General features: G+C 69.1%; 14 protein-coding genes. 8 read left to right on the plus strand and 6 right to left on the minus strand.

What is annotated here, in order from left to right; genetic code table 11:
• Positions 1-50: 50 nt before the first annotated feature.
• Genes OXR08_RS01375 through OXR08_RS01395 form a run of 5 tightly spaced genes read right to left on the minus strand, consistent with a single transcriptional unit; the run spans position 51 to position 9,006 of the window.
• A complete protein-coding gene (locus OXR08_RS01375; RefSeq protein WP_267347279.1) occupies positions 51-4,976 on the minus strand; it encodes a calcium-binding protein in 4,926 nt (1,641 codons plus the stop codon).
• Between the two features lie 13 nt (positions 4,977-4,989).
• Positions 4,990-6,282, minus strand: coding sequence for an outer membrane beta-barrel protein (locus OXR08_RS01380; protein WP_267347280.1), 1,293 nt, complete (start codon positions 6,280-6,282; stop codon positions 4,990-4,992).
• Entirely contained in the window at positions 6,279-7,172 is an 894-nt protein-coding gene (locus OXR08_RS01385) for an endonuclease/exonuclease/phosphatase family protein (RefSeq protein WP_267347303.1), read from the minus strand. Before OXR08_RS01385 ends, OXR08_RS01380 begins: the two co-directional genes overlap by 4 nt.
• 5 nt (positions 7,173-7,177) lie before the next feature.
• On the minus strand, positions 7,178-8,137 hold the full coding sequence (locus OXR08_RS01390) for a glycosyltransferase family A protein (RefSeq protein WP_346731883.1): 960 nt from the start codon (positions 8,135-8,137) through the stop codon (positions 7,178-7,180).
• Entirely contained in the window at positions 8,137-9,006 is an 870-nt protein-coding gene (locus tag OXR08_RS01395; RefSeq protein WP_267347281.1) for a glycosyltransferase family A protein, read from the minus strand. Before OXR08_RS01395 ends, OXR08_RS01390 begins: the two co-directional genes overlap by 1 nt.
• 229 nt (positions 9,007-9,235) lie before the next feature.
• Here OXR08_RS01395 and OXR08_RS01400 point away from each other — a divergent pair, with 229 nt between their 5' ends.
• The 4 genes from OXR08_RS01400 (at position 9,236) to OXR08_RS01415 (ending at position 14,364) form a co-directional block, all read left to right on the plus strand.
• Positions 9,236-9,994 carry a glycosyltransferase family 25 protein gene (locus tag OXR08_RS01400; protein ID WP_235903852.1) on the plus strand — a complete coding sequence of 253 codons (759 nt, stop codon included), beginning with the start codon at positions 9,236-9,238 and terminating at the stop codon, positions 9,992-9,994.
• Complete coding sequence (locus tag OXR08_RS01405; RefSeq protein WP_267347282.1) at positions 9,984-11,477, plus strand: oligosaccharide flippase family protein; 1,494 nt, start codon at positions 9,984-9,986, stop codon at positions 11,475-11,477. The genes OXR08_RS01400 and OXR08_RS01405 overlap by 11 nt, the downstream gene beginning before the upstream one ends.
• The gene (locus OXR08_RS01410) at positions 11,474-12,490 is read left to right on the plus strand and encodes a polysaccharide pyruvyl transferase family protein (protein ID WP_267347283.1); all 1,017 of its coding nucleotides are present in this window, start codon (positions 11,474-11,476) and stop codon (positions 12,488-12,490) included. Before OXR08_RS01405 ends, OXR08_RS01410 begins: the two co-directional genes overlap by 4 nt.
• Before the next feature lie 92 nt (positions 12,491-12,582).
• A complete protein-coding gene (locus OXR08_RS01415; RefSeq protein ID WP_267347284.1) occupies positions 12,583-14,364 on the plus strand; it encodes a methyl-accepting chemotaxis protein in 1,782 nt (593 codons plus the stop codon).
• Positions 14,365-14,415: 51 nt separating this feature from the next.
• Here the strand turns inward: OXR08_RS01415 and OXR08_RS01420 are convergent, their stop codons facing one another.
• On the minus strand, positions 14,416-15,150 hold the full coding sequence (locus OXR08_RS01420) for a Crp/Fnr family transcriptional regulator (protein WP_267347285.1): 735 nt from the start codon (positions 15,148-15,150) through the stop codon (positions 14,416-14,418).
• 259 nt (positions 15,151-15,409) lie between these two features.
• On the opposite strand from OXR08_RS01420, the gene OXR08_RS01425 reads away from it, so the two are divergent.
• The 4 genes from OXR08_RS01425 to OXR08_RS01440 all read left to right on the plus strand — a co-directional run bounded on the left by OXR08_RS01425 (position 15,410) and on the right by OXR08_RS01440 (position 19,023).
• Positions 15,410-16,483 carry a catalase family protein gene (locus OXR08_RS01425; protein WP_267347286.1) on the plus strand — a complete coding sequence of 358 codons (1,074 nt, stop codon included), beginning with the start codon at positions 15,410-15,412 and terminating at the stop codon, positions 16,481-16,483.
• Between the two features lie 164 nt (positions 16,484-16,647).
• Complete coding sequence (locus OXR08_RS01430) at positions 16,648-17,007, plus strand: hypothetical protein (protein WP_267347287.1); 360 nt, start codon at positions 16,648-16,650, stop codon at positions 17,005-17,007.
• A 331-nt stretch (positions 17,008-17,338) separates the two neighbouring features.
• A complete protein-coding gene (locus OXR08_RS01435) occupies positions 17,339-18,715 on the plus strand; it encodes a methyl-accepting chemotaxis protein (protein WP_267347288.1) in 1,377 nt (458 codons plus the stop codon).
• 47 nt (positions 18,716-18,762) lie between these two features.
• Positions 18,763-19,023 carry an STAS domain-containing protein gene (locus OXR08_RS01440; protein WP_267347289.1) on the plus strand — a complete coding sequence of 87 codons (261 nt, stop codon included), beginning with the start codon at positions 18,763-18,765 and terminating at the stop codon, positions 19,021-19,023.
• Positions 19,024-19,026: the final 3 nt, after the last annotated feature.

Below are 19,026 nucleotides of genomic sequence, written 5' to 3' on the forward strand. Positions count from 1 at the left end.
GGGGCGCTGTTTACCTGATGCTCCCCGTAGGGGAGAGGGGCTTTACAGGCTTACCCAAAGAAGAGGTCGCCCTGAGTCAGCGTCGATACGCCGCGCAGGAAGATGGTGTCGGTGTCGCTTAGCGATATCGTCAGGCCGGCAGACGATACGGTGTAGTTCAAGGTATCGAAGCTCAAGCCGTGGCCGCTGAGGTCGATCACGTCGCCATCGCTGCGCGTGAAGTCGGTGATCGTGTCGCGGCCGAAGCTGCCGGCGAAGACGAAGCGGTCGGCCCCGGTGCCGCCGGTCAGCGTATCGGCGCCGCCGCGCGATCCCGCCGCCATGGTGACCGCGTCGCCATACAGGATGTCGTCGCCCGCGCCGCCGTCGAGCGTGTCCCCGCCACCGATCGCGCCGGTGGCAAAGGTCTCGCCATCGCCGATCAGCACGTCGTTGCCCGCACCTCCCGTCAACCGGTCGTCCGCGCCGCGGCCCGAGGCGGTAAAGGCGGTGCCGTCGCCGACCAGCCAGTCGTCGCCGTCGCCACCGTCCAGCACGTCCTTGGCGGCCAGCGAGGATATCCAGTCGGTATCGCCGATCAGCCGGTCGTTGCCCGCGCCCCCATAGAGACGATCGGCCTGCTGGCCGCCCATCAGCCAGTCGTCGCCGGCGTCGCCGTATAGCGCATCCTCGTTCTTGCCGCCGTCGAGCCGGTCCTGGCCGTCGCCGCCGTACAACGTATCATTGCCATCGTCGCCGAACAGCGTGTCGTTGCCGGCCGCGCCCGACAGGATGTTGGCGGCGGCGCTGCCGTTCAGCATGTCGGACTGCGCGCCGCCGGTGGCGTTTTCGATGCTGACCAGCCGGTCCCCCTCCGCATCGCCGCCGCTGGCGGTGGCATAGCGCAGGTTGATCGTGACGGCACCGAGCGAGCCGGTATAGTCGGCGGTGTCGAGGCCGGTGCCGCCGTCGAGCAGGTCGGCACCGGCCGCGCCGCGCAGGATGTCGTTGCCGGCGCCACCGGACAGCGTATCGCCGCCGGTACGGCCGACGATCAGGTTGTTTTCGGCGTTGCCGGTCAGGGTGGCCGCGACGGTGCCGGTATAGACCAGCTCCTCGACATGGTCGGGGAGCAGATAGGTGGCCGCCGCCGTGCGCACCCGGTCGGTGCCGCCGCCGGCCAGTTCGATCACCTGATCGCCGGCCTCGTAGACGACATATTGGTCGTTGCCGGCGCCGCCGGTCATGATGTCGTTGCCCGCACCGCCATCGAGCAGGTCGTCGCCGGCGCCGCCGACCAGCGTGTCGTTGCCGCCGCGCCCGTAGAGCGTGTCGGCGACCAGCGGATCGTCGTTGCCGGTGATGGCGTCGGCATAGTTGGAGCCGACCACGGTTTCGATGCCAAAGAGCCGGTCGCCCTCCGCCTCGCCGCCGGTGTTGACATTGGTCTGCAGGTTGACGGTGATCGCGGACGACTTGGTGTAATCCGCCTGGTCGCGACCGCCGCCGCCGACGAGCAGGTCCGCGCCGAGGCCGCCGACCAGCTTGTCGTCCCCGTCCAGCCCATACAGCGCATCGTCGCCGGTGCTGCCATAGATCGCATTGTCGAGGGCGTTGCCGATGCCGGTGAAGCTGCCCCATGCGGTGTAGCTGAGATCCTCGACATGGTCGGCCAGCGTCAGCGCGTTGAGCGTGGTGCGGACGATATCGGTGCCGCCGCCCTCTGCCTCCATCACCTGGTCTTCGGGTGCATCGACGACATAGGCGTCGTTGCCGGCGCCGCCGATCATGACATCGGCACCCGCCCCGCCATCCAGCGTGTCGTTGCCGGCGCCGCCCTCCAGTCGGTTGGCGCCCGCGTCGCCGACCAGCGTGTCGGCAAGGGCGCTGCCGATCACCGCCTCCATTCCGGTCAGGCTGTCGCCGGCCGCGTCGCCGCCCATGTGGACGTTGGTGGCGAGATTGATGCGCACCGCCGCCGTGCTGGCGCTGTAATCGGCGGTGTCGAAGCCGGCGCCCCCGTTCAGCAGGTCGGCGCCGCCGCCGCCGGTGAACCACTGGTCGTTGGCATCGCCGGTCAGCGTGTCGGCGAACTGCGTGCCGATGAAGCGTTCGATGCCGGAGAAGCGGTCGCCTGCCGCCTCGCCACCGGTACTGGTGCCGGTGGCGAGGTCGATGGCGATGGCGACGGCGTTGCGCGAATAGTCGACGGTATCGAAGCCGGCGCCGCCGATCAGCGTGTCCGCGCCGGCGCCGCCATCCAGCAGGTCGTCGCCGTCGCGCCCGTCGATCAGGTCGTCGCCGTCGCCACCGTGCAGCGCGTCGGCGCCGAGGCCGCCCGCCAGCGCGTCGGCGAAGACCGAGCCGCGGACCGCCTCGATACCGACCAGCCGGTCGCCCTGCGCATCGCCGCCGCCTTGCGTGTCGAGCGCGAGGTCGATCTGCACCGCGGTGGCGGCGGTGCCGTAATCGGCGGTGTCGAAGCCGTCGCCGCCGTCGAGCAGATCGGCACCGGCGCCGCCGGTCAGCGTGTTGGCACCGGCATCGCCGTAGAGCGCGTCGTCGTGCGCGGAACCGATCAGGTCCTCGATCCCGACCAGCGTATCGCCATCCGAGGCGGTGCCGGTGCGCAGGTCGACGGTCATGCCGGCGGCGCTGTCCGAATAGTCGGCGGTGTCGCGGCCGGCACCGCCATCCAGCCGGTCGGCGCCGCCGCGCCCGGCAAGGCGATCGTCGCCCCCGCCGCCGAACAGCGCATTGTCGAACGCGTCGCCGGCCAGCAGATCGGTGCCGGCGGTGCCGATCACATTCTCGATGCCCGCAAGCGTGTCGCCATCGCCGCCGGTGCCGGTGGCGAGATCGACGGTGACGGCGGCATCGCTGCTGTAATCCACCGTGTCGATGCCGTCGCCACCGGTGATCCTGTCCGCGCCGGCGCCGCCGACAAACCAGTTGGCGCCCGCGTCGCCGGTGAGCGTGTCGGCGAAGGCGGAGCCGACAAGCCGCTCGATGCCAAGGAGACGGTCGCCTTCGGCATCGCCGCCAAGGCCGGTGCCGGCGGACAGGTCGACGGCGACGCCGGTCAAGCTGTCTGAATAGTCGGCGGTGTCGAGGCCGTCGCCGCCGATCAGCGTGTCGGCGCCGGCCCCGCCGACCAGCATGTCGTCGCCGCCGCGCCCGTCGATCAGGTCGTCGCCACCCGCGCCGTCCAGCGTGTCGCCGCCGGCCCCGCCGAGCAGCGCATCGCCAAAGGCGGAGCCGGCGATCGCCTCGATCCCCAGAAGCGTGTCGCCGGCCGCATCGCCGCCGGTGGCGGTGCCGGTGGCAAGGTCGATCGCGATGGCGGCCGCGCTGTCGCGGTATTCCGCCAGGTCGTAGCCGGCACCCCCGTCCAGAAGGTCGGCGCCGGCACCGCCAGCCAGGATGTCGTCCCCTGCGCCGCCCGACAGCCGGTCGTCGCCGGCGTTGCCATGGAGGCGGTTGGCGGCGGCGTCGCCAGTCAGGGTGTCGGCGAATGCGGAGCCCTCCACATCCTCGAACCCGTCATACAGGTCGCCGTAAGCATCGCCGCCGCGGGCCGACAGGTGCGACAGGTCGATAATTACGCCGGCCGCGCTGCCAGCATAGCTCAGCCGATCGCGGCCGGCGCCGCCGACCAGAATGTCCTCGCCCGCGCCACCCTCGATCACGTCGTCGCCGGCATCGCCGACCAGCATGTCGTCGCCCGCGCCGCCGTCGATCCGGTCGTCTCCTGCCCCACCCAGTGCCATGTCGTCGCCGTCGCCGGTGGACAGGGTGTCGGCGGTGGCGGTGCCGGTGACGAGGTCGGCAGCGGGGGTGCCGGTAGCGGCCGGGGCGCGGGAGTCGGTTTGGGTCAGGGTGGCGCCGGTGCCGCGCTTGACCAGGGTGGAGCCGGGGCCCGTGGAGAGGCCGGCATCGAGGACGGTCAGGCGGCCGCCCCGCTCGGCGAGGTTGAAGACGGTGGGGGAGCCGGGATCGCCGATCAGCGCGCCGTCGATGGAGGCGCTGGCGTTCGCGCCGAGCCAGACATGCTCGCGATTGCCGCCGGGGGTGGGGGCGCCGGCGTCGAGGCTGACGATGTCGCTTAGTTGCGCATTCGTGCCCCAGAGGCGGATGTTGCGCCCGTTGCCCGAGACGATCGCGCCGTCGACGACGATGTTGTCGGTCTTGAGGTCGAGGCCGCCGTCGGAGTTGCCGGTGGCGATGATGTCGCGAAGGGAGATGTTGTAGGTGCCGCGTTCGGTGGCGAAGCCGTCGCCGTTGCGATAGTCGTTCACCGTGTCGAGGGCGTTGCGCATCGCGACGCGCTCCACCGTCACGTCGTGCGCGGTTCCGTCGAGATGGAGGCCGATGGCGAAATTGTCGCCGTCCTGAAACCCGCTGTCGGCGCGGACATCCTGGATGAGGATGTTGGAACTGTCATACTGGACGCGGATCGCGCCCTTGGAATAGCCGGCGATGTCGACGTCGCGGATGGTGAGCGTATCGATCGTCGCGCTGGTGTTCGCGCCCGAGGCGATGTCGTCGAAGAAGCGCGCGACGTTGGTGGCGGCGATCCCCTGCACGGTCAGGTCGGCGATGTCAGCACCGACGCGAAAGGCGGTACCGACATTGTCGAAGGCGAGGTCGCGGAAGACGAGATGGTCGGCTCCGTCCAGCAGGCGCATCACCTCCTCGCCACTGGGGTTGGCGGGGTCGAAGGGGGCGGGGCGGCTGCCGGTGATGGTGGCGTCCATCGGATTGCCCGCCGAGTCGACGCCGCGAATGGTGACGGGCAGCCCTTCGCGGCCGCCCGCGACGATGGACAGCGCATCGGCGGGCGCGGTGTAGGCGCCCTGGTCCGCGATCAGCCGCACCTCGCCACCGGGGCCGGCGGCGGCGATCAGCTTGGGCAGGTCGGCGAGCGTGGCGGCGTCGGCGGCGCTCGATCCGTTGCCCGAACCGCTGCCCGTGGGCGAGATGTAGAGTACCGGCATGCCCGTTATCCTCTTATAATCCCAGGAAGGTTACCCCCACGGAGATGCGATTGTCGGCGAAGTTGCGGCCGGCGTTGAGGCCGCTGCTCGATTGGGTGCGGCGTTGCACGTCGGCACGCAGTTGCAGGCGGTGGTTGACCGAATAGGTGGCGCTGGTGCGCAGCGTCCAGCGGTCGTCGTCCCGCTCGATGCCCGAAAAGTCGCGCTTTTCCAGCTCGGCCCCGGCGGACAGGATCAGGCTGCGCAGCAATTCGTAATCGGCGCGCAGCGACGAGGTGGTCTTCAGATAGGCGGTGGCGCCGATGATCCCCGTCTCGCTGACGCTGCGATCGACCGCGCCGGTAATCGTAACCAGCGAGGACAGGAAATAGGCCAGCTCGCCGCGGATCAGGAAGCCCGAGACGTCCTGGAAGAAGGGATCGTCGTAATCCTGTTGCAGATAGCCGGCGCGCAGCGAGCCGCGCATCTTGCGGCCCAGTTCGAAGCTGGAGCCGGCGGCGAGTTCCCAGCCGGTGGAGCTGCGCGCAGGCACGGGGCCGAGGCGGGTGCGGTAATCGCGGACATTGTACGATCCGGCGATGAACAGCGCGACGCTGGGGTTCAGCGCATATTCGCCGATGCCGGTGCCGGTATAGGTGGTGCGGTCGCGGAAATCCTGGTCGACCACGTCGCCCAGCGTGTTCACCTCGTCGCGGTAGTCGCGCCGCTCGATGCTGCCGATCCCCTGGAGGCGCAGGCGGTTGAAGCTGCGGGTATAGGCGGCGGTCCCCTCCGTCACGGTGAAGCGGACGGGGCGGATCACCTGTTCGGGACTGTCGGGCGAGACGCGTTCCTGAAGAAAACGGCCATGCGCCAGCGACAGGTTCAGCCGGTTGTCGCGGCTGATCGTGTAGTTCGCCGAGGCGCCGAGATTATACTGGGTGGCGTTTTCGGTGGTGCGGTCGGCGTAGCGGAGCAGGTCGAGCTCGCCCGACAGGTTGAGGCGCAGCGTTTCCGATGGCCGCGTGACCGAGACGCGCGGGCGGATGCGGACATAGGCGTCGCCGATCTCGCGCCCGGACGGCTGCGCGTAGATATTGTCGTCATAGCCCGCGCCGATCGCGACGCGGGGCAGCACCTCCAGCGCGCCGATGCGCGCGGGCTGGGGCGTATATTCGGGGTGATTGCGCTCCAGCACGCTGGTGTTGCGATCACGGCCGAAGGGATTTTCGGCGGCGACCGAGCCGAGCCCGTCGGTGGCGTCGGACTGCTGCGCGTGCGCGGGCACCGCGACCGCGATGCAGGATAGGGCGAGCCAGCGCTTCATCGGCGGCCGATCCGAACCAGCAGGGGATAATGGTCCGAGCCGGTGGCGGGCAGGCGGCGGGCATCGGCGAGGCCCCAGTCGGGCCCGGCATAAAGATGGTCGATGGCCAGCACCGGCACCGGGCGGCGCCAGCTCGCCAGGCTGCGGGTGAAGCGGGTGAGGGGGGCCAGCGCGGCATCCTGTTCCCGCATCGCGGCGGCCCAGGGGGTGAGGTTCATGTCGCCCGCGACGATCCAGTCGTCATGCGGCACCCCGGCCAGGGCCAGCGCGAGTTCGGCGCGGCGCTTCGCCTGTTCGGGGCCGGGATGCACGTAATGGAGGGTGGCGACGGTGAAGGCGGGGGCGCCCGGCGGCTGGATGCGCGCCCAGAGCAGCGGCGGGCCGAAGCTGTGGCCGGCATGATCCTTCAGGAAATAGTCGCGTTCGCCGATCGGCCAGCGCGACAGGATGGCGAGTTCGCAATCGGCCGGGCAATCGGTGGCGTAGGGCAGGCTCTGGCGCAGGGCGGCGAGCATCGGGCGGAAGGTGCCGTTCGCCTCCTGCAACAGCACCACGTCCGGATGCGCATCGAGGATCGTCTGCGCGGTTTCGGCCGGATCGGGATTGTCGTGCCAGACATTGTGGGTGACGATGCGGACCTGTGCCGCGCGGGCCGCGGGGATGGGGCGCGTCCATTCGGGCAGCACTGCGACCCCGACCGGGATCAGCGCCAGTACCGACAGGGCAAGGGCGGCGCGGGTGCGGGCCAGCAGCAGGCCGAGCAGCACCGCCACCCCGAAGAGCGGCATGAACGACGCGAAGGTGTCGAGCGCGACCACCCAACGGCCGGCAAAGGCGATGCAGGCGGCCAGCAGGCCAGCCGCGACCAGCAGCAGCCCGATCAAACGCATGATCCTCACGCGCGGGCGAGCAACCGGTTGCGCAGCGCATGGCCGCCCTGGCGAAGTCCGGCGGGCAGGTGGCGCGCCGCCAGCACCAGTCCGGCGGTCCTCCACCCCTCCGGCAGGCAAAGGTCGCCAAGTCCGATGTCGATCCGGCCGGGCGTCTTCATCGCATAACGCGCGTAATGGGCGATTTCCTGATTCACCAGGCGGCGGAGCAGCGCGACCTCATGCGCGGGGGCCATGCGCATCAGGCGGTGCGCGGTTTCCACCAGACAGGGAACGCCCAGGGTGGTGGTCGACTTGCTGACCTTGTTTTCCGAATCGCGGTGGAAGGTCGCGCTGGGGGTGGGATCGTAGCGCAGGGGGCCACGCGCGACGACGCGCAGCCACAGATCCTTGTCGCCGCCGCGGACCGCCCGCCCGTCCGGGAACAGCCCGGCGGCGATCAGCGCGTCGCGGCGGATGGCGATCGCCCCGGTCCACATCGGACATTCGCGCACCGCCAGCCAGGCCGACAGGAAGCCGGCGAGATCGAGCGTCACGGGCGCATGGAGCGCGGGGGCGATCTTCTGCGGCTGGCTGCGCGTGTCGAAGACATGGTCGAAGCGGGTGGCGGCGGCATGCGCCTCCGGCGCGTCGGCGATGCAGGTGGCGAGCGACGCCAGGTGGTTCGGCGCCCACAGGTCGTCGGCATCGAGAAAGGCGATCCAGTCGCCGGTCGCCGCCTCTATGCCCATGTTGCGGCCGGCATAGCCGCCGGGGCCGGGGCGGGCGAGATCGAGCAGGCGGATGCGCGGATCGGCAATGGCGGCGACGATGCCGCGGCCGCCGTCGGTCGATCCGTTGTCGACGACGATCACTTCGTGCGGGGCATGAGCCTGCGCGAACACGCTGTCGATCGAGGCGCGGACATGGCTGGCCTTATTGAACAAGGGCATGACCACAGAAAAGCGGGGGGAGGGCATGGTCATCAGTCGCGCGCCGCCTTGCGACCGGCGGCGAGCGCCAGATATTCGCTGGTGGCGATGCCGGCCAGTTCCAGCGTCAATTTCATCACCGCGGCGCGGCGCTTCAGCGACAGGCCGGGCGAGATCGCGGCGCGGCGCAGGCGGCGGGCGGTATCGACCGCGGTGACGCCGAGCACGCGGGCAAGACGCGGGGTTGCGCGGGTACGGTCCCAGCGGCCGCCGCTGAGGCGCTGGCGCTTGCGCACCAGTTCGGCGCGGCTGGCGCGCACCGGATGGCGCACGATCATCGCGGGGGTGTAGATGAGCGGGCGCCCGGCGGCCTTGATGCGCAGCGCCATCTGGCGGTCGCCGCCCGACTTCACCCCGGCATCGAAGCCGCCGAGTTCGCGCAGCAGCGCGGTTTCGCTCGCCCAGTTGGCGGTGGCGCAATTGCCGCGCGCGGCATGCGCCTGCGGGAAGCTGAACAGGCGTTCGTAGTCGCCGAACACCTCGCCCTCCTGCTCGCCTTCGTCGAACAGTTCGATCCGGCCGGCGAGGACGCCAAAGCCGGGATTGGCGGCGGCGGCCTCCAGCACGCGGACCAGCCAGTCGGGATCGGGAACGCAATCGGCATCGGTAAAGGCGGTGATGGGTGCCCGCACATGGGCCAGCGCGGTGTTGCGCGCGGCATAGGAACCGGGGGTCGGCTCCTCCAGCACGGTGACGTTCGCATAACCGCGCGCGATGTCGGCGGTGCCGTCGGTCGAGCCATTGTCGACGACGATGATGTCGAAGCGCTCGCGCGGCAGCGTCTGGCGCTCCAGCGCGTCCAGGCAGCGGCCGAGGATGGTGCGGCCGTTCCAAACGGGAATGACAACAGCGACTTGGGACATGCGGATGGGTGCCTTGTTTCGCAATCGTTCCGTCGCACCATCCGCCGCTGGCGTCGCGCGTCAACCTTATGCTGCGACTGCGAAGACGAAGCGCCCGACGATCGCGGTGACCCGAACGGGCACGGACTTCGCGGCCGCATCATTCGCAGCTACCAAGAAAAGGCCAACCAATCCCGCGTGTTGCAAGGACGTGAACCTTGCACCGCCCAAGAGCAGGAGGTGCCGGACCTTGGGCCAAGCCTTGCCCGAATCGGCCAACACGGCCGAGATCGTCGTGGTATCTCTGGCATCGGCCGATGTTCGGCGTGCCGGCTTTGCCGCGCGTGCCGATACATGTTTGCCGTGGCGCTTCTTCGATGCGTGCACCGGGCTTGCGCCGGGCATGACGCTGGACGAACTGGCGGTCGCGCGCGCCAAGGGGCGGGCGATGACCGGCGGCGAAATCGGTTGCTATGCCAGCCACTGGTCGATCTGGCAGGACATGGTGGCGCGTGGCGTACACCAAGCCATCGTGCTGGAGGACGATGTGGTGGTCGACTGGCGCTATCTGGAGCGGCTGGCGGCGACCGACCTGCATGCACAGGGCATCGATTATCTGCGGCTCTACGCCAAGCGGCCGACCTGGAGCCGGCCGGTGCACAAGGATTTCCTGCAACATTCGCGCACCGTGGTGGAGCTGATCGGGCTGGCCTACGGTACGCAGGGCTATGCGATCACGCTGGCGGGCGCGAAGCGGCTGGTGGAGCATTGCCGCACCGTGCGTCGGCCGATCGACGATGCGATGGACCGGTCCTGGGCGCATGGCCTGCCCAATCTGGCGCTGTTCCCGGCCCCGATCCTGGAGGCGACGGTGGCGTCCGACATCGGCGCGGCGCGGTTCCAGCCGAAAATGGACCCGGCCTATCACTCGCTGCGCCAGAAGACGTGGCGGCATGTCGAGCGGGCGCGGATGCGGCTGCTGAAGGCGAGGCGCGGTCTTGGCCAGTGATGGCGCCAGCCAGGGGGGCGTCCGCTTCGACGCGACGCTGCGCAAGCGCAGTCGCAGTTCCATTTCGTGGACGGTCACGCGCTTCCTGTCGGATCAGGTCTTCTCGTTCATCGTCTTCGTCGCGCTGGCGCGGCTGTTGTCGCGCGCGGATATCGGCGCCTTCTCGGTCATGGCGTTCACCGCCGAGGCGTTCCGGATCGTCGCCACCGCCGGGCTGGTCCAGACGATCGCGCGGCGGGGCGATCTGTCACCGGGGTTTCTGGACACCATCTACCGCTCGCAACAGGCATTTTCCTTTGCGTCGGCGGTAACGATCGCGCTGCTGGCGCGGCCGATCGCCGAGTGGATGGACGCGCCGGGGATCGCGCTGCCGCTGGCGGTGATGAGCCTGGTGCTGCCGATCTCGTCGTTCGGGGGGACGCACATGGCGTTGCGGCTGCGCGAGTTCGGGCATCGCACCACCGCGATCCGCTCGGTGATCGGCGGGCTGCTGGGGGGCGGGTGCGCGATCGTGGCGGCGCTGATGGGCGCGGGGCTGTGGGCGCTGGTGATCCAGCGGCTGGTGACCGAGATGGTCGGCGTGGTGCTGGCGCGCACCTCCTATGACTGGAAACCGGGCTGGGCGTTCGAGTGGCCCGAGTTGCGCGCCAATCTCGCGCTGAACGGCAGTCTGATCTATGTGCAGCTCGTCTTTCTCGCCACCGTGCGGGTGCAGGAGATGGCGATCGGCGCGGGGATCGGGCTGGCGGCGGTCGGCATCTATCGCACCGCGTGGCGGACGGTGGAGCTGATCGGGCGCGGGGCGATCCAGCCGTTCACGCAGGTGGCGGTGCAGACGCTGTCGCGGGTCCGGCACGATCCCGTCGAACTGCGCCGTGCCTACCAATGGATGATCGGGCAGGCCTCCGCGCTGTCCTTTCCCGCGCTGGTCGGCTTCGGGTCGCTGGCGCCGCTGGCGGTGCCCACCGTATTCGGCGACAAATGGGTGGAGGCGGGGCAACTGGCGCAGATCTTCGCGTTCATGGCCTTGCCCTTCACGCTCAACTTCTTCGCCTCGCCGTCGCTCAGCGCGCTGGGCCAGTCGCGCAGCCTGATCTGGCTGTCGACGACGCAACTGGTGCTGGGGCTGGTGCTGACGCTGATGGCGCTGCCCTTCGGCCTGTTCGCGGTTGCCGTCTCCTATGTGGTGCGCGCCTATCTGACCGTGCCGCTCCAGGTGTGGCTGCTGGCGCGGGCGTCGGGCATCCGGCCGGCGCACAGCATCCGGGCGATCGCGGCGCCGCTGGCCGCGTCCACCATCATGGGGCTGTTGCTTGCCATCGTGATGCGGATGACGGCCGGGCTGCTGCACGGCTGGGCGGCGCTCCTGTTTCTCACCGCACTCGGCGCGCTCGTCTATGCCGCCGTGCTGATCGGCCTGTCGCCCCTGTGGCGCGGGCGTCTTCAATCCACCGTTCACCGCTTGCGAAAGGGCCGGGCATGACCGTTTCCCCCCAATCTGCCGATCACATCGTCGCCGAACTCGGCCGCCGCTTTGCCGGGACGGTGGACGCCATACTGCCGCCGGGCGACATCGCGCTGGTCGATTATCCCGACCATAGCAATGTCGGCGACAGCGCGATCTGGCTGGGCGAGATGGCGTATCTGCGCGAGCGGAACCGGCTGCCGGCCTATTATTCGGCGATGAACGACCTGGACGATGCGGCGCTGGCCCGCGCGATCGGCGACGGGCCGATCCTGATCCATGGCGGCGGCAATCTGGGCACGTTGTGGCCCAAGCACGAGCAACTGCGCATCCATCTGCTCAACACGCATCGCAACCGGCCGATCGTGCAGATGCCGCAGTCGATCCATTATGCCGATCCCGCCGCGGCCAAGCCGCTGGCCGATGCGATCCGCGCGCATGGCCGCTTCACGCTGCTGGTGCGCGACCAGAAGTCGCTGGCGTTCGCGCGCGCGCATTTCGACTGCCCGGTGCATCTGTGCCCGGATGCCGCGCTGATGCTGGGGCGGCAGCGGCGGGCGGCGGCCAAGGTGCCGGTCTTCGGCCTGTTGCGGACCGATCACGAGCGCGCGGCAGGCGCGGATGCAGCGCCGGCGGGAGCAATGATCGACGACTGGTTGATCGAGGACCCGGCACAGCTGCGCTACCTGCGCCTGTCGCTGAAACTGTCGCGGCTGGTGATGCGCGATCCGATGGCGATGCGCGCGCTGCGCCAGCGGCGGCTGGCGGAATGGCGGCTGAAGCGCGGGCTGGCGATGCTGGCGCAGGGGCAGGTGGTGGTGACCGACCGGCTGCACGCGCATATCCTGTCGCTGCTGCTGGATATCCCGCATGTCCTGCTCGACAACAGCTATGGCAAGGTCGCCGGGTTCGCCGACCAGTGGACGGCCGGCTATGCCGGGTTGATGCGTGCCGAAACGCGCGCCGCCGCGTTCGACCGCGCCTTTGCCCATGAACAGGCACCCGCAGGACGCCGCGTCGCGGGCGGATGACGCCGGTCATGCAATTTTAACGACGTTCGGACGGCAAGCCTTAAACCTCCTCACCGCAGTCGTGAAAACGATTTCAGTGAGGTGATTCCGCCGTGTTCAATCATTTGCGTATTCCCGGCAAGCTGCTTGCCTGTTTTTCCGTGCTGGTCCTGGCGATGCTGTGCCTGGCCGGATTGTCGATGAGCAGGCTGAGCACGATGAACGCGGTTGCGCAGGAGATGGGCGGCGACCGGCGCGAGCAACTGGATGCGATCGCGGTCATCAACGCCTCGACCGCCACCTACCGCGCCAATGTGTCGCAGCATCTGCTCGCGCGCAGTGCCGCGGACAAGGCGCAGGCGCAGGAGCGGCTCGACGGGCTGAAGGCCAAGGTGCAGGACCGGCTGGACTGGCTGCGCCCGCGCATGGCGACACCCGAACTCCGCCGCGCGCTGGATCATTTCGCGGACCGGTGGGAGGCATATCGGACGCGGGCCGAGCGCACCGCAGTGGCGTCGAACGCCGACAACTATGATGCGGCGCTGGCCTTTTTCCGGGCGGCGGGGCCGTATTTCGTGACCGCGAACGCGGCGGCGGATGCGATGCGGCAGGAGCAGGTGCGGGTGATCGATGCGCGTCTGGCGGAGGCGGCGCAGACCTATGCGACGAGCCGGGCGATCATGGTGGGCACGGTGGTGGCGGTGCTGGCGCTGACGCTGGTGATGCTGCTGGCGCTGGTGCGGTCGATCGCGCGGCCGGTGGCGGCGATGACCGGCACGCTGGCGCGGCTGGCGGCGGGCGACCGGTCGGTGGAGATCCCGGCCACGACGGCGCGCGACGAGATCGGCGACATGACGCAGGCGGCGGCGACGCTGAGGGATCAGCTGGCGGCGGCGGACCGGGCGCGCGAAAGCCAGGCGCAGGAGATCGTCGGAAGTATCGGCGCGGGGCTGGAATCGCTGGCGGGCGGCGACCTGACGGCGCGGGTGTCCGCCGAGCTGACCGGTCCGTTTGCCAAGTTGAAGATCGATTTCAACCGGGCGATGGAGGCGGTGGAGGAGACGGTGTGCGCGCTGGGGCGTGTGTCGGGGGGCGTGCGGGTGGCGTCGGGGGAGATCCGGTCGGCGTCGGAAAACCTGTCGCAACGCACGGAGCAGCAGGCGGCGAGCCTGGAGCAGACGGCGGCGTCTATGGACGAGATCACTGTTACGGTGCGGGCGACGGCCGAGGGGGCGGCGCGGGTACGGGCCGAGGTGGAGGATGCGCAGCGCGCCGCCGAGCAGGGCGGCGAGGTGGTGCGCGAGGCGGTCACCGCGATGGGCGGGATCGAGCGGGCCAGCCACGAGATTTCCGAGATCATCTCGGTCATCGACGGGATCGCGTTCCAGACCAACCTTTTGGCGCTGAACGCCGGTGTGGAGGCGGCGCGCGCGGGTGACGCCGGCAAGGGCTTTGCCGTGGTCGCATCCGAGGTACGCGCGCTGGCGCAGCGATCGGCGGATGCGGCCAAGGACGTGAAGACGCGGATCGGGGCGAGCGGCGAGCAGGTGGAGGCCGGGGTGGCACTGGTCCGCTCCTCCGGTCAGTCGCTGGTGCAGATCATCGAGCGGATCGGCACGATCAGCACGCTGACCGAGACGATCGCGGCATCCGCGCAGCAGCAGGCGCTGGGTCTGGCGCAGGTGAACACCGCGGTCGGCGAGATGGACAGCATGACGCAGCAGAATGCCGCGATGGTGGAGGAAAGCACCGCCGCCGCGCGCAGCCTGGCGGCGGAGGCGGACGAGCTGGCGCATCATGTCGGGCGGTTCCAGACGCGCAGCGAGCCGGGCGCGGAGATCGCCGTGTTGGCGGAGCGTGCGACCCCGCGGCTGCGCGTCGCCGCCCGTCGCTGAGGGGCGGTGCCGCCCCGGAATCCGCCCCGGCGGATTTCGGGGGGAGGCCGTTCAGTCCTGTGACGCGCCCAGGACGAGGCGGCGATATTCGCGTTCGGGCGGGCCATAGGTGTCGCCGGCCAGTTCGGCGAGCTTGGCCCGGTCGCGCACCACGACGCGGCCGCGCAGGCCGCGTACCGCCTGTTCGGCCTCCAGCCGGTGCAGCGCGTCGGTCACGCTGGACCGGCGCACGCCGAGCATCAGGCGAAACTCCTCATGCGTCAGGCAGATCTCGTCACCGCTGACCCGGTCGTGATAAAGCAGGATCCAGCGTGCCATGCGACGCTCGACCGGATGGATGAGCGAGGACACGATGGTCCGGCCCATCTGCGTCATGAACACGGTGACGAAGCGGAGCAGGGCGGCGCGCAGCGAAGGGTGATCCTCGATCGCGGCAAGGAGGCGATCGGCGTCGATGCGCAACGCCGTGCCCTTTTCGGCGCGCATCACGACATCGTGCAGCCAGCGGTCGTCGCCCAGGAGAAGCGGCCAGCCGACAAACCCCTCCGCCCCGACAAGGCCGACGGCGAGGCGACGATCCCCCTCCGTCCGGTCGAGCACCGCGGCGATCCCCGCCTCCGGAAACCAGATCGTGTCGATCGACGTGCCCGCGTCGGCAACGTCGTCGTCCACCGCGAAGGATACGCGTTCCAGATAGGGCGCGATCGCCATGAAATCGGATGGGTCGAGCGAACGCAGAAGCGTATTGCCAACCTGATCCTGCTGCATCGCGCGTTCCGCGAACATATTCGTCGCGTGCGCAAAACCGTCTGTCGTCCCCCGGTGCATGATCCCTGCCTATGACCTGTCGCGGATGCAAATCCAGAGAATGAACGCACGACTTGGCATTTCGACCGATACCGTACCGAAACTAGGCCGATATTCCGCCGGTTTGCGAGAACACAACAACACTTGGGCGTCGGCTGCGACGGCAGACCCGCCTGTGTTGCAAACGACACGGCGACGCCCGGTGGCGGAACCGTTCCGTTGTTGCAGGAGAACCGCCATGACTGCCGCCGCCATCCGCTACACCCCCGACATCGAAGACGTGCAGCCCGACGAGCGCGAGACGATCGCGCAATTGAACGACACGTTCGACGTGATCCTGGAGCGGACCGCCGAGGATTATGGCCATGCGGTGCGGTCGGTGCATGCCAAGTCGCACGGCATCCTGGAGGGTGAGCTGATCGTCGACGACGGCCTGCCGCCCGAACTGGCGCAAGGGCTGTTCGCGACGCCGGGGCGCCACAAGGCATGGCTTCGCATGTCGACCAACGCCGGCGACATCCTGCCCGATGCGATCAGCCTGCCCCGCGGGCTGGCGGTGAAGATCACGGGCGTGGAGGGCGAGCGCCTGCCGGGGGCCGAGGGCGACACGCAGGATTTCGTGATGGTCAACGGCACGGTGTTCCAGGCGAAGACCGCCGACAAGTTCCTGGGCAATCTGAAGATGCTGGCCAAGACCACCGACCGGATGGAGGGCACCAAGAAGGTGATGTCCGCCGTGCTGCGCGGTGTGCACAACGCGCTGGAAGCGGTGGGCATCGAGAGCCCGGCGGTCGACTCGCTGGGCGGCGCGCCCAATGTCGATCCGCTGGGCGAGACCTATTACAGCGTCACCCCGTTCCGCTACGGCGACCATGTCGCCAAGTTCAGCATTGCCCCGGTCGCGCCCGCGCTGACCAGCCGGACGGGTGCGATTATCCCGGTCGACGGGCGCGAGGATGCGATCCGCGAGGATGTGCAGGCCGAGATGTGGGACATCGATGCCGAATGGGAGTTCCGGGTCCAGTTGTGCCGCGACCTGGAGCGCCAGCCGATCGAAGATCCGACGGTGGAATGGGACGAAAGCGAGGCGCCCTTCATGCGCGTCGGCGTCATCCGTGCCGCACCGCAGGACAGTTGGGATGCGGGCCGGGTCCAGGCGGTGAACGAGGAAATGCGTTTCAGCGTGTGGACCGGCATCACCGCGCACCAGCCGCTGGGCAACATCAACCGTGCCCGGCGCGAACCATATCGCCACTCGGCGGATTTCCGGGCGCGCTCCAATGGCTGTCCCTATCACGAACCGACCGCGTGATCGGAGGCCCCATGCGCAGGACGGCGGCGACGTGCGCGCCGTCCCGCATGGCGGGCCGTTCGTCGTATCGGTGGATCGGCGCTCCGCTCGATAGCCAAAGGCGCGTTGACGGGGCGGTTGACGGCTGTTACTGACAATCATTCTCATAAAGAGAGCGATTGCGCATGTACGATCTGATCGACCGTCCCGTCCGCGAACTGCCGGCCTTTGAAGCGGCCGTGCTGGCCCGGACCCGCCGCTGGGTCCATGCCCTGACGGTGGCCGGTGCCGTGATCGAGCCCGAGGACGACGCCTTCGGCATGGCGATGCGGGCGCTGGATAGCGGATCGCAGGACATGCTGGTCATCGAGCGTCCCTGCCACGACATGGTGAGCGAGACAGAGGCGGTGCTGCTCGGCCTGTGGCGGCTGGTGCGGGCCGACCGCATCGGCATTGCCGGCGCGGTCGCCACGGGGCTGACCGATGTCCATGCCGGGCGGGTGATGGTGGCGGCCATGGCACGGGCGATTCCCGCAATCGGGTGATTCGCGAAAACGGGGGCTGTTTCAGGGGCTTGTAAGAATCCGACCGATTTTTTTCAGAAATATTTCGCTGCGCGCGAAGAGCCGCATGCTGACCCCGGGCACCCAATCAACCCCATTTCGGTACGTTTTCCAACATTTATAGCCGGAATGTCGATAATTCCGATCCGGCCGCGTTAACGAACCATGTACGGCCGATAGGGTCGATCTTTACCATCCAAGCCTAATTCCGACGGGCAACGCGCTCGGCTCGGGGAGGGAACGGTCAGCGCTCCTTTAAGGAGTTACCCTAATGATTGGATGGTTTACCACGAATGCCCCGATCCGAACAAAGATGCGGATCCTTACCATCATCTACGGTACCCTGGCGGCAACCTCGCTGGCGCTGATCGCATTTCGCGACGCGCTGGGCGCGCCGACCGCGATCGCGATGGGCGCCGGCGTCACCGCGCTGACCCTGTTGATCGCGTGGGTGACGGGCCGGGCGGTCGTGGTCCCCTATGTCGCGACCGTGGTGCGCATGGAGGGGCTGGCCGCCGGCGATCTGGATGCGCCGATCGCCTATACCGACCACCGCGACTGCGTCGGCCGGATGACGAAGGCGATGGCGGTGTTTCGCGACAATGCGGTGGCGGTCTCCGAAGCGCGCGCCGCGCAGGAGATCGTGGTCACCGCGCTCGGCACCGGGCTGGAGAACCTGGCGGCCGGCGACCTGAGCCGGCCGATCCCGACCGTCTTTCCGGCGGATTACGAGAAGCTGCGCCGGGATTATAACAACGCGCTGCATGCGCTGAGCGGAACGCTGAGCGCCGTTACCCGGTCGATGGACGGTATCCGCACCGCATCGTCCGAGGTCAGCACCGCCTCCGACGACCTGTCGCACCGCACCGAGCAGCAGGCGGCCAGCCTGGAGGAAACCGCAGCGTCGATGGAGGAGATCACCACCACCGTGCGCGAGGCCGCCGATGGTGCGTCGCGGGTCAACGGGGTGGTCGATGCCGCCAAGTCCGAAGCCGAGGAAAGCGGCCGCATCGTGCGCGAGGCGGTGTCGGCGATGGGCGGGATCGAGCGGGCCAGCCAGGAAATCTCGGAGATCATCTCGGTCATCGACGGCATCGCGTTCCAGACCAACCTGCTGGCGCTGAACGCCGGCGTGGAAGCGGCGCGCGCGGGCGACGCCGGCAAGGGTTTCGCGGTGGTCGCCTCCGAAGTGCGTGCGCTGGCGCAGCGCTCCGCCGATGCGGCCAAGGACGTGAAGACCCGCATCCTGACCAGTTCGGAGCAGGTGGGCAACGGCGTGACGCTGGTCAACCGCACCGGCCAGTCGCTGGAGCGCATCGTCGCGCGCATCGGCGAGATCAGCACGCTCGTGTCGCAGATCGCCGCATCGGCGGCGCAGCAGGCGCTGGGGCTGTCGCAGGTGAACACCGCGGTCGGCGAGATGGACAATGTGACGCAGCAGAATGCGGCGATGGTGGAGCAGTCGAGCGCGGCGGCGCGCTCGCTGGCGAACGAGGCGGACGAACTGGCGCGGCAGGTGGCGCGGTTCCGCCTCTCCGACACCGGCGAGGCGGAGGCGCCGCGCATGCCGGTAAGCGCCCCGGCGCCGCGTGCCCCGGCACCGACGCGGGTGGTGGCGCGCCGTGCGGCCACCCATGGATCGCTGGCGCTGGCGGTCGAGCCGGACGCGGACGACTGGTCGAATTTTTAACGCCTGCCGCCGTACATCGTCTCGCTCGTTAAAGGAAAACCCCTCGCATGACGCGTCTTGCGCTGCCCTCTACCCTGGACCTCGCCGCCGCCACGTCGTTGCTCGACACGCTGCGCAGCGCGACGGACGACATCGTGCTGGACGCCGGCGGGGTGGAGCGCATCGGCGTCGCCGGCATCCAGTTGCTGTTGAGTGCGCAAGGGACCGCCGATGGCGGGGGCCACATGCTGACCATCGAGGCGCCGAGCGAAGCCTTTTGCACCGCCATCCGCATCGCGGGCGCCGACGCGCTCCTTGCCGACCGCTGATCC

The sequence above is a fragment of the Sphingomonas sp. GM_Shp_2 genome, assembly GCF_026540875.1.
Lineage (GTDB): Bacteria > Pseudomonadota > Alphaproteobacteria > Sphingomonadales > Sphingomonadaceae > Sphingomonas > Sphingomonas carotinifaciens.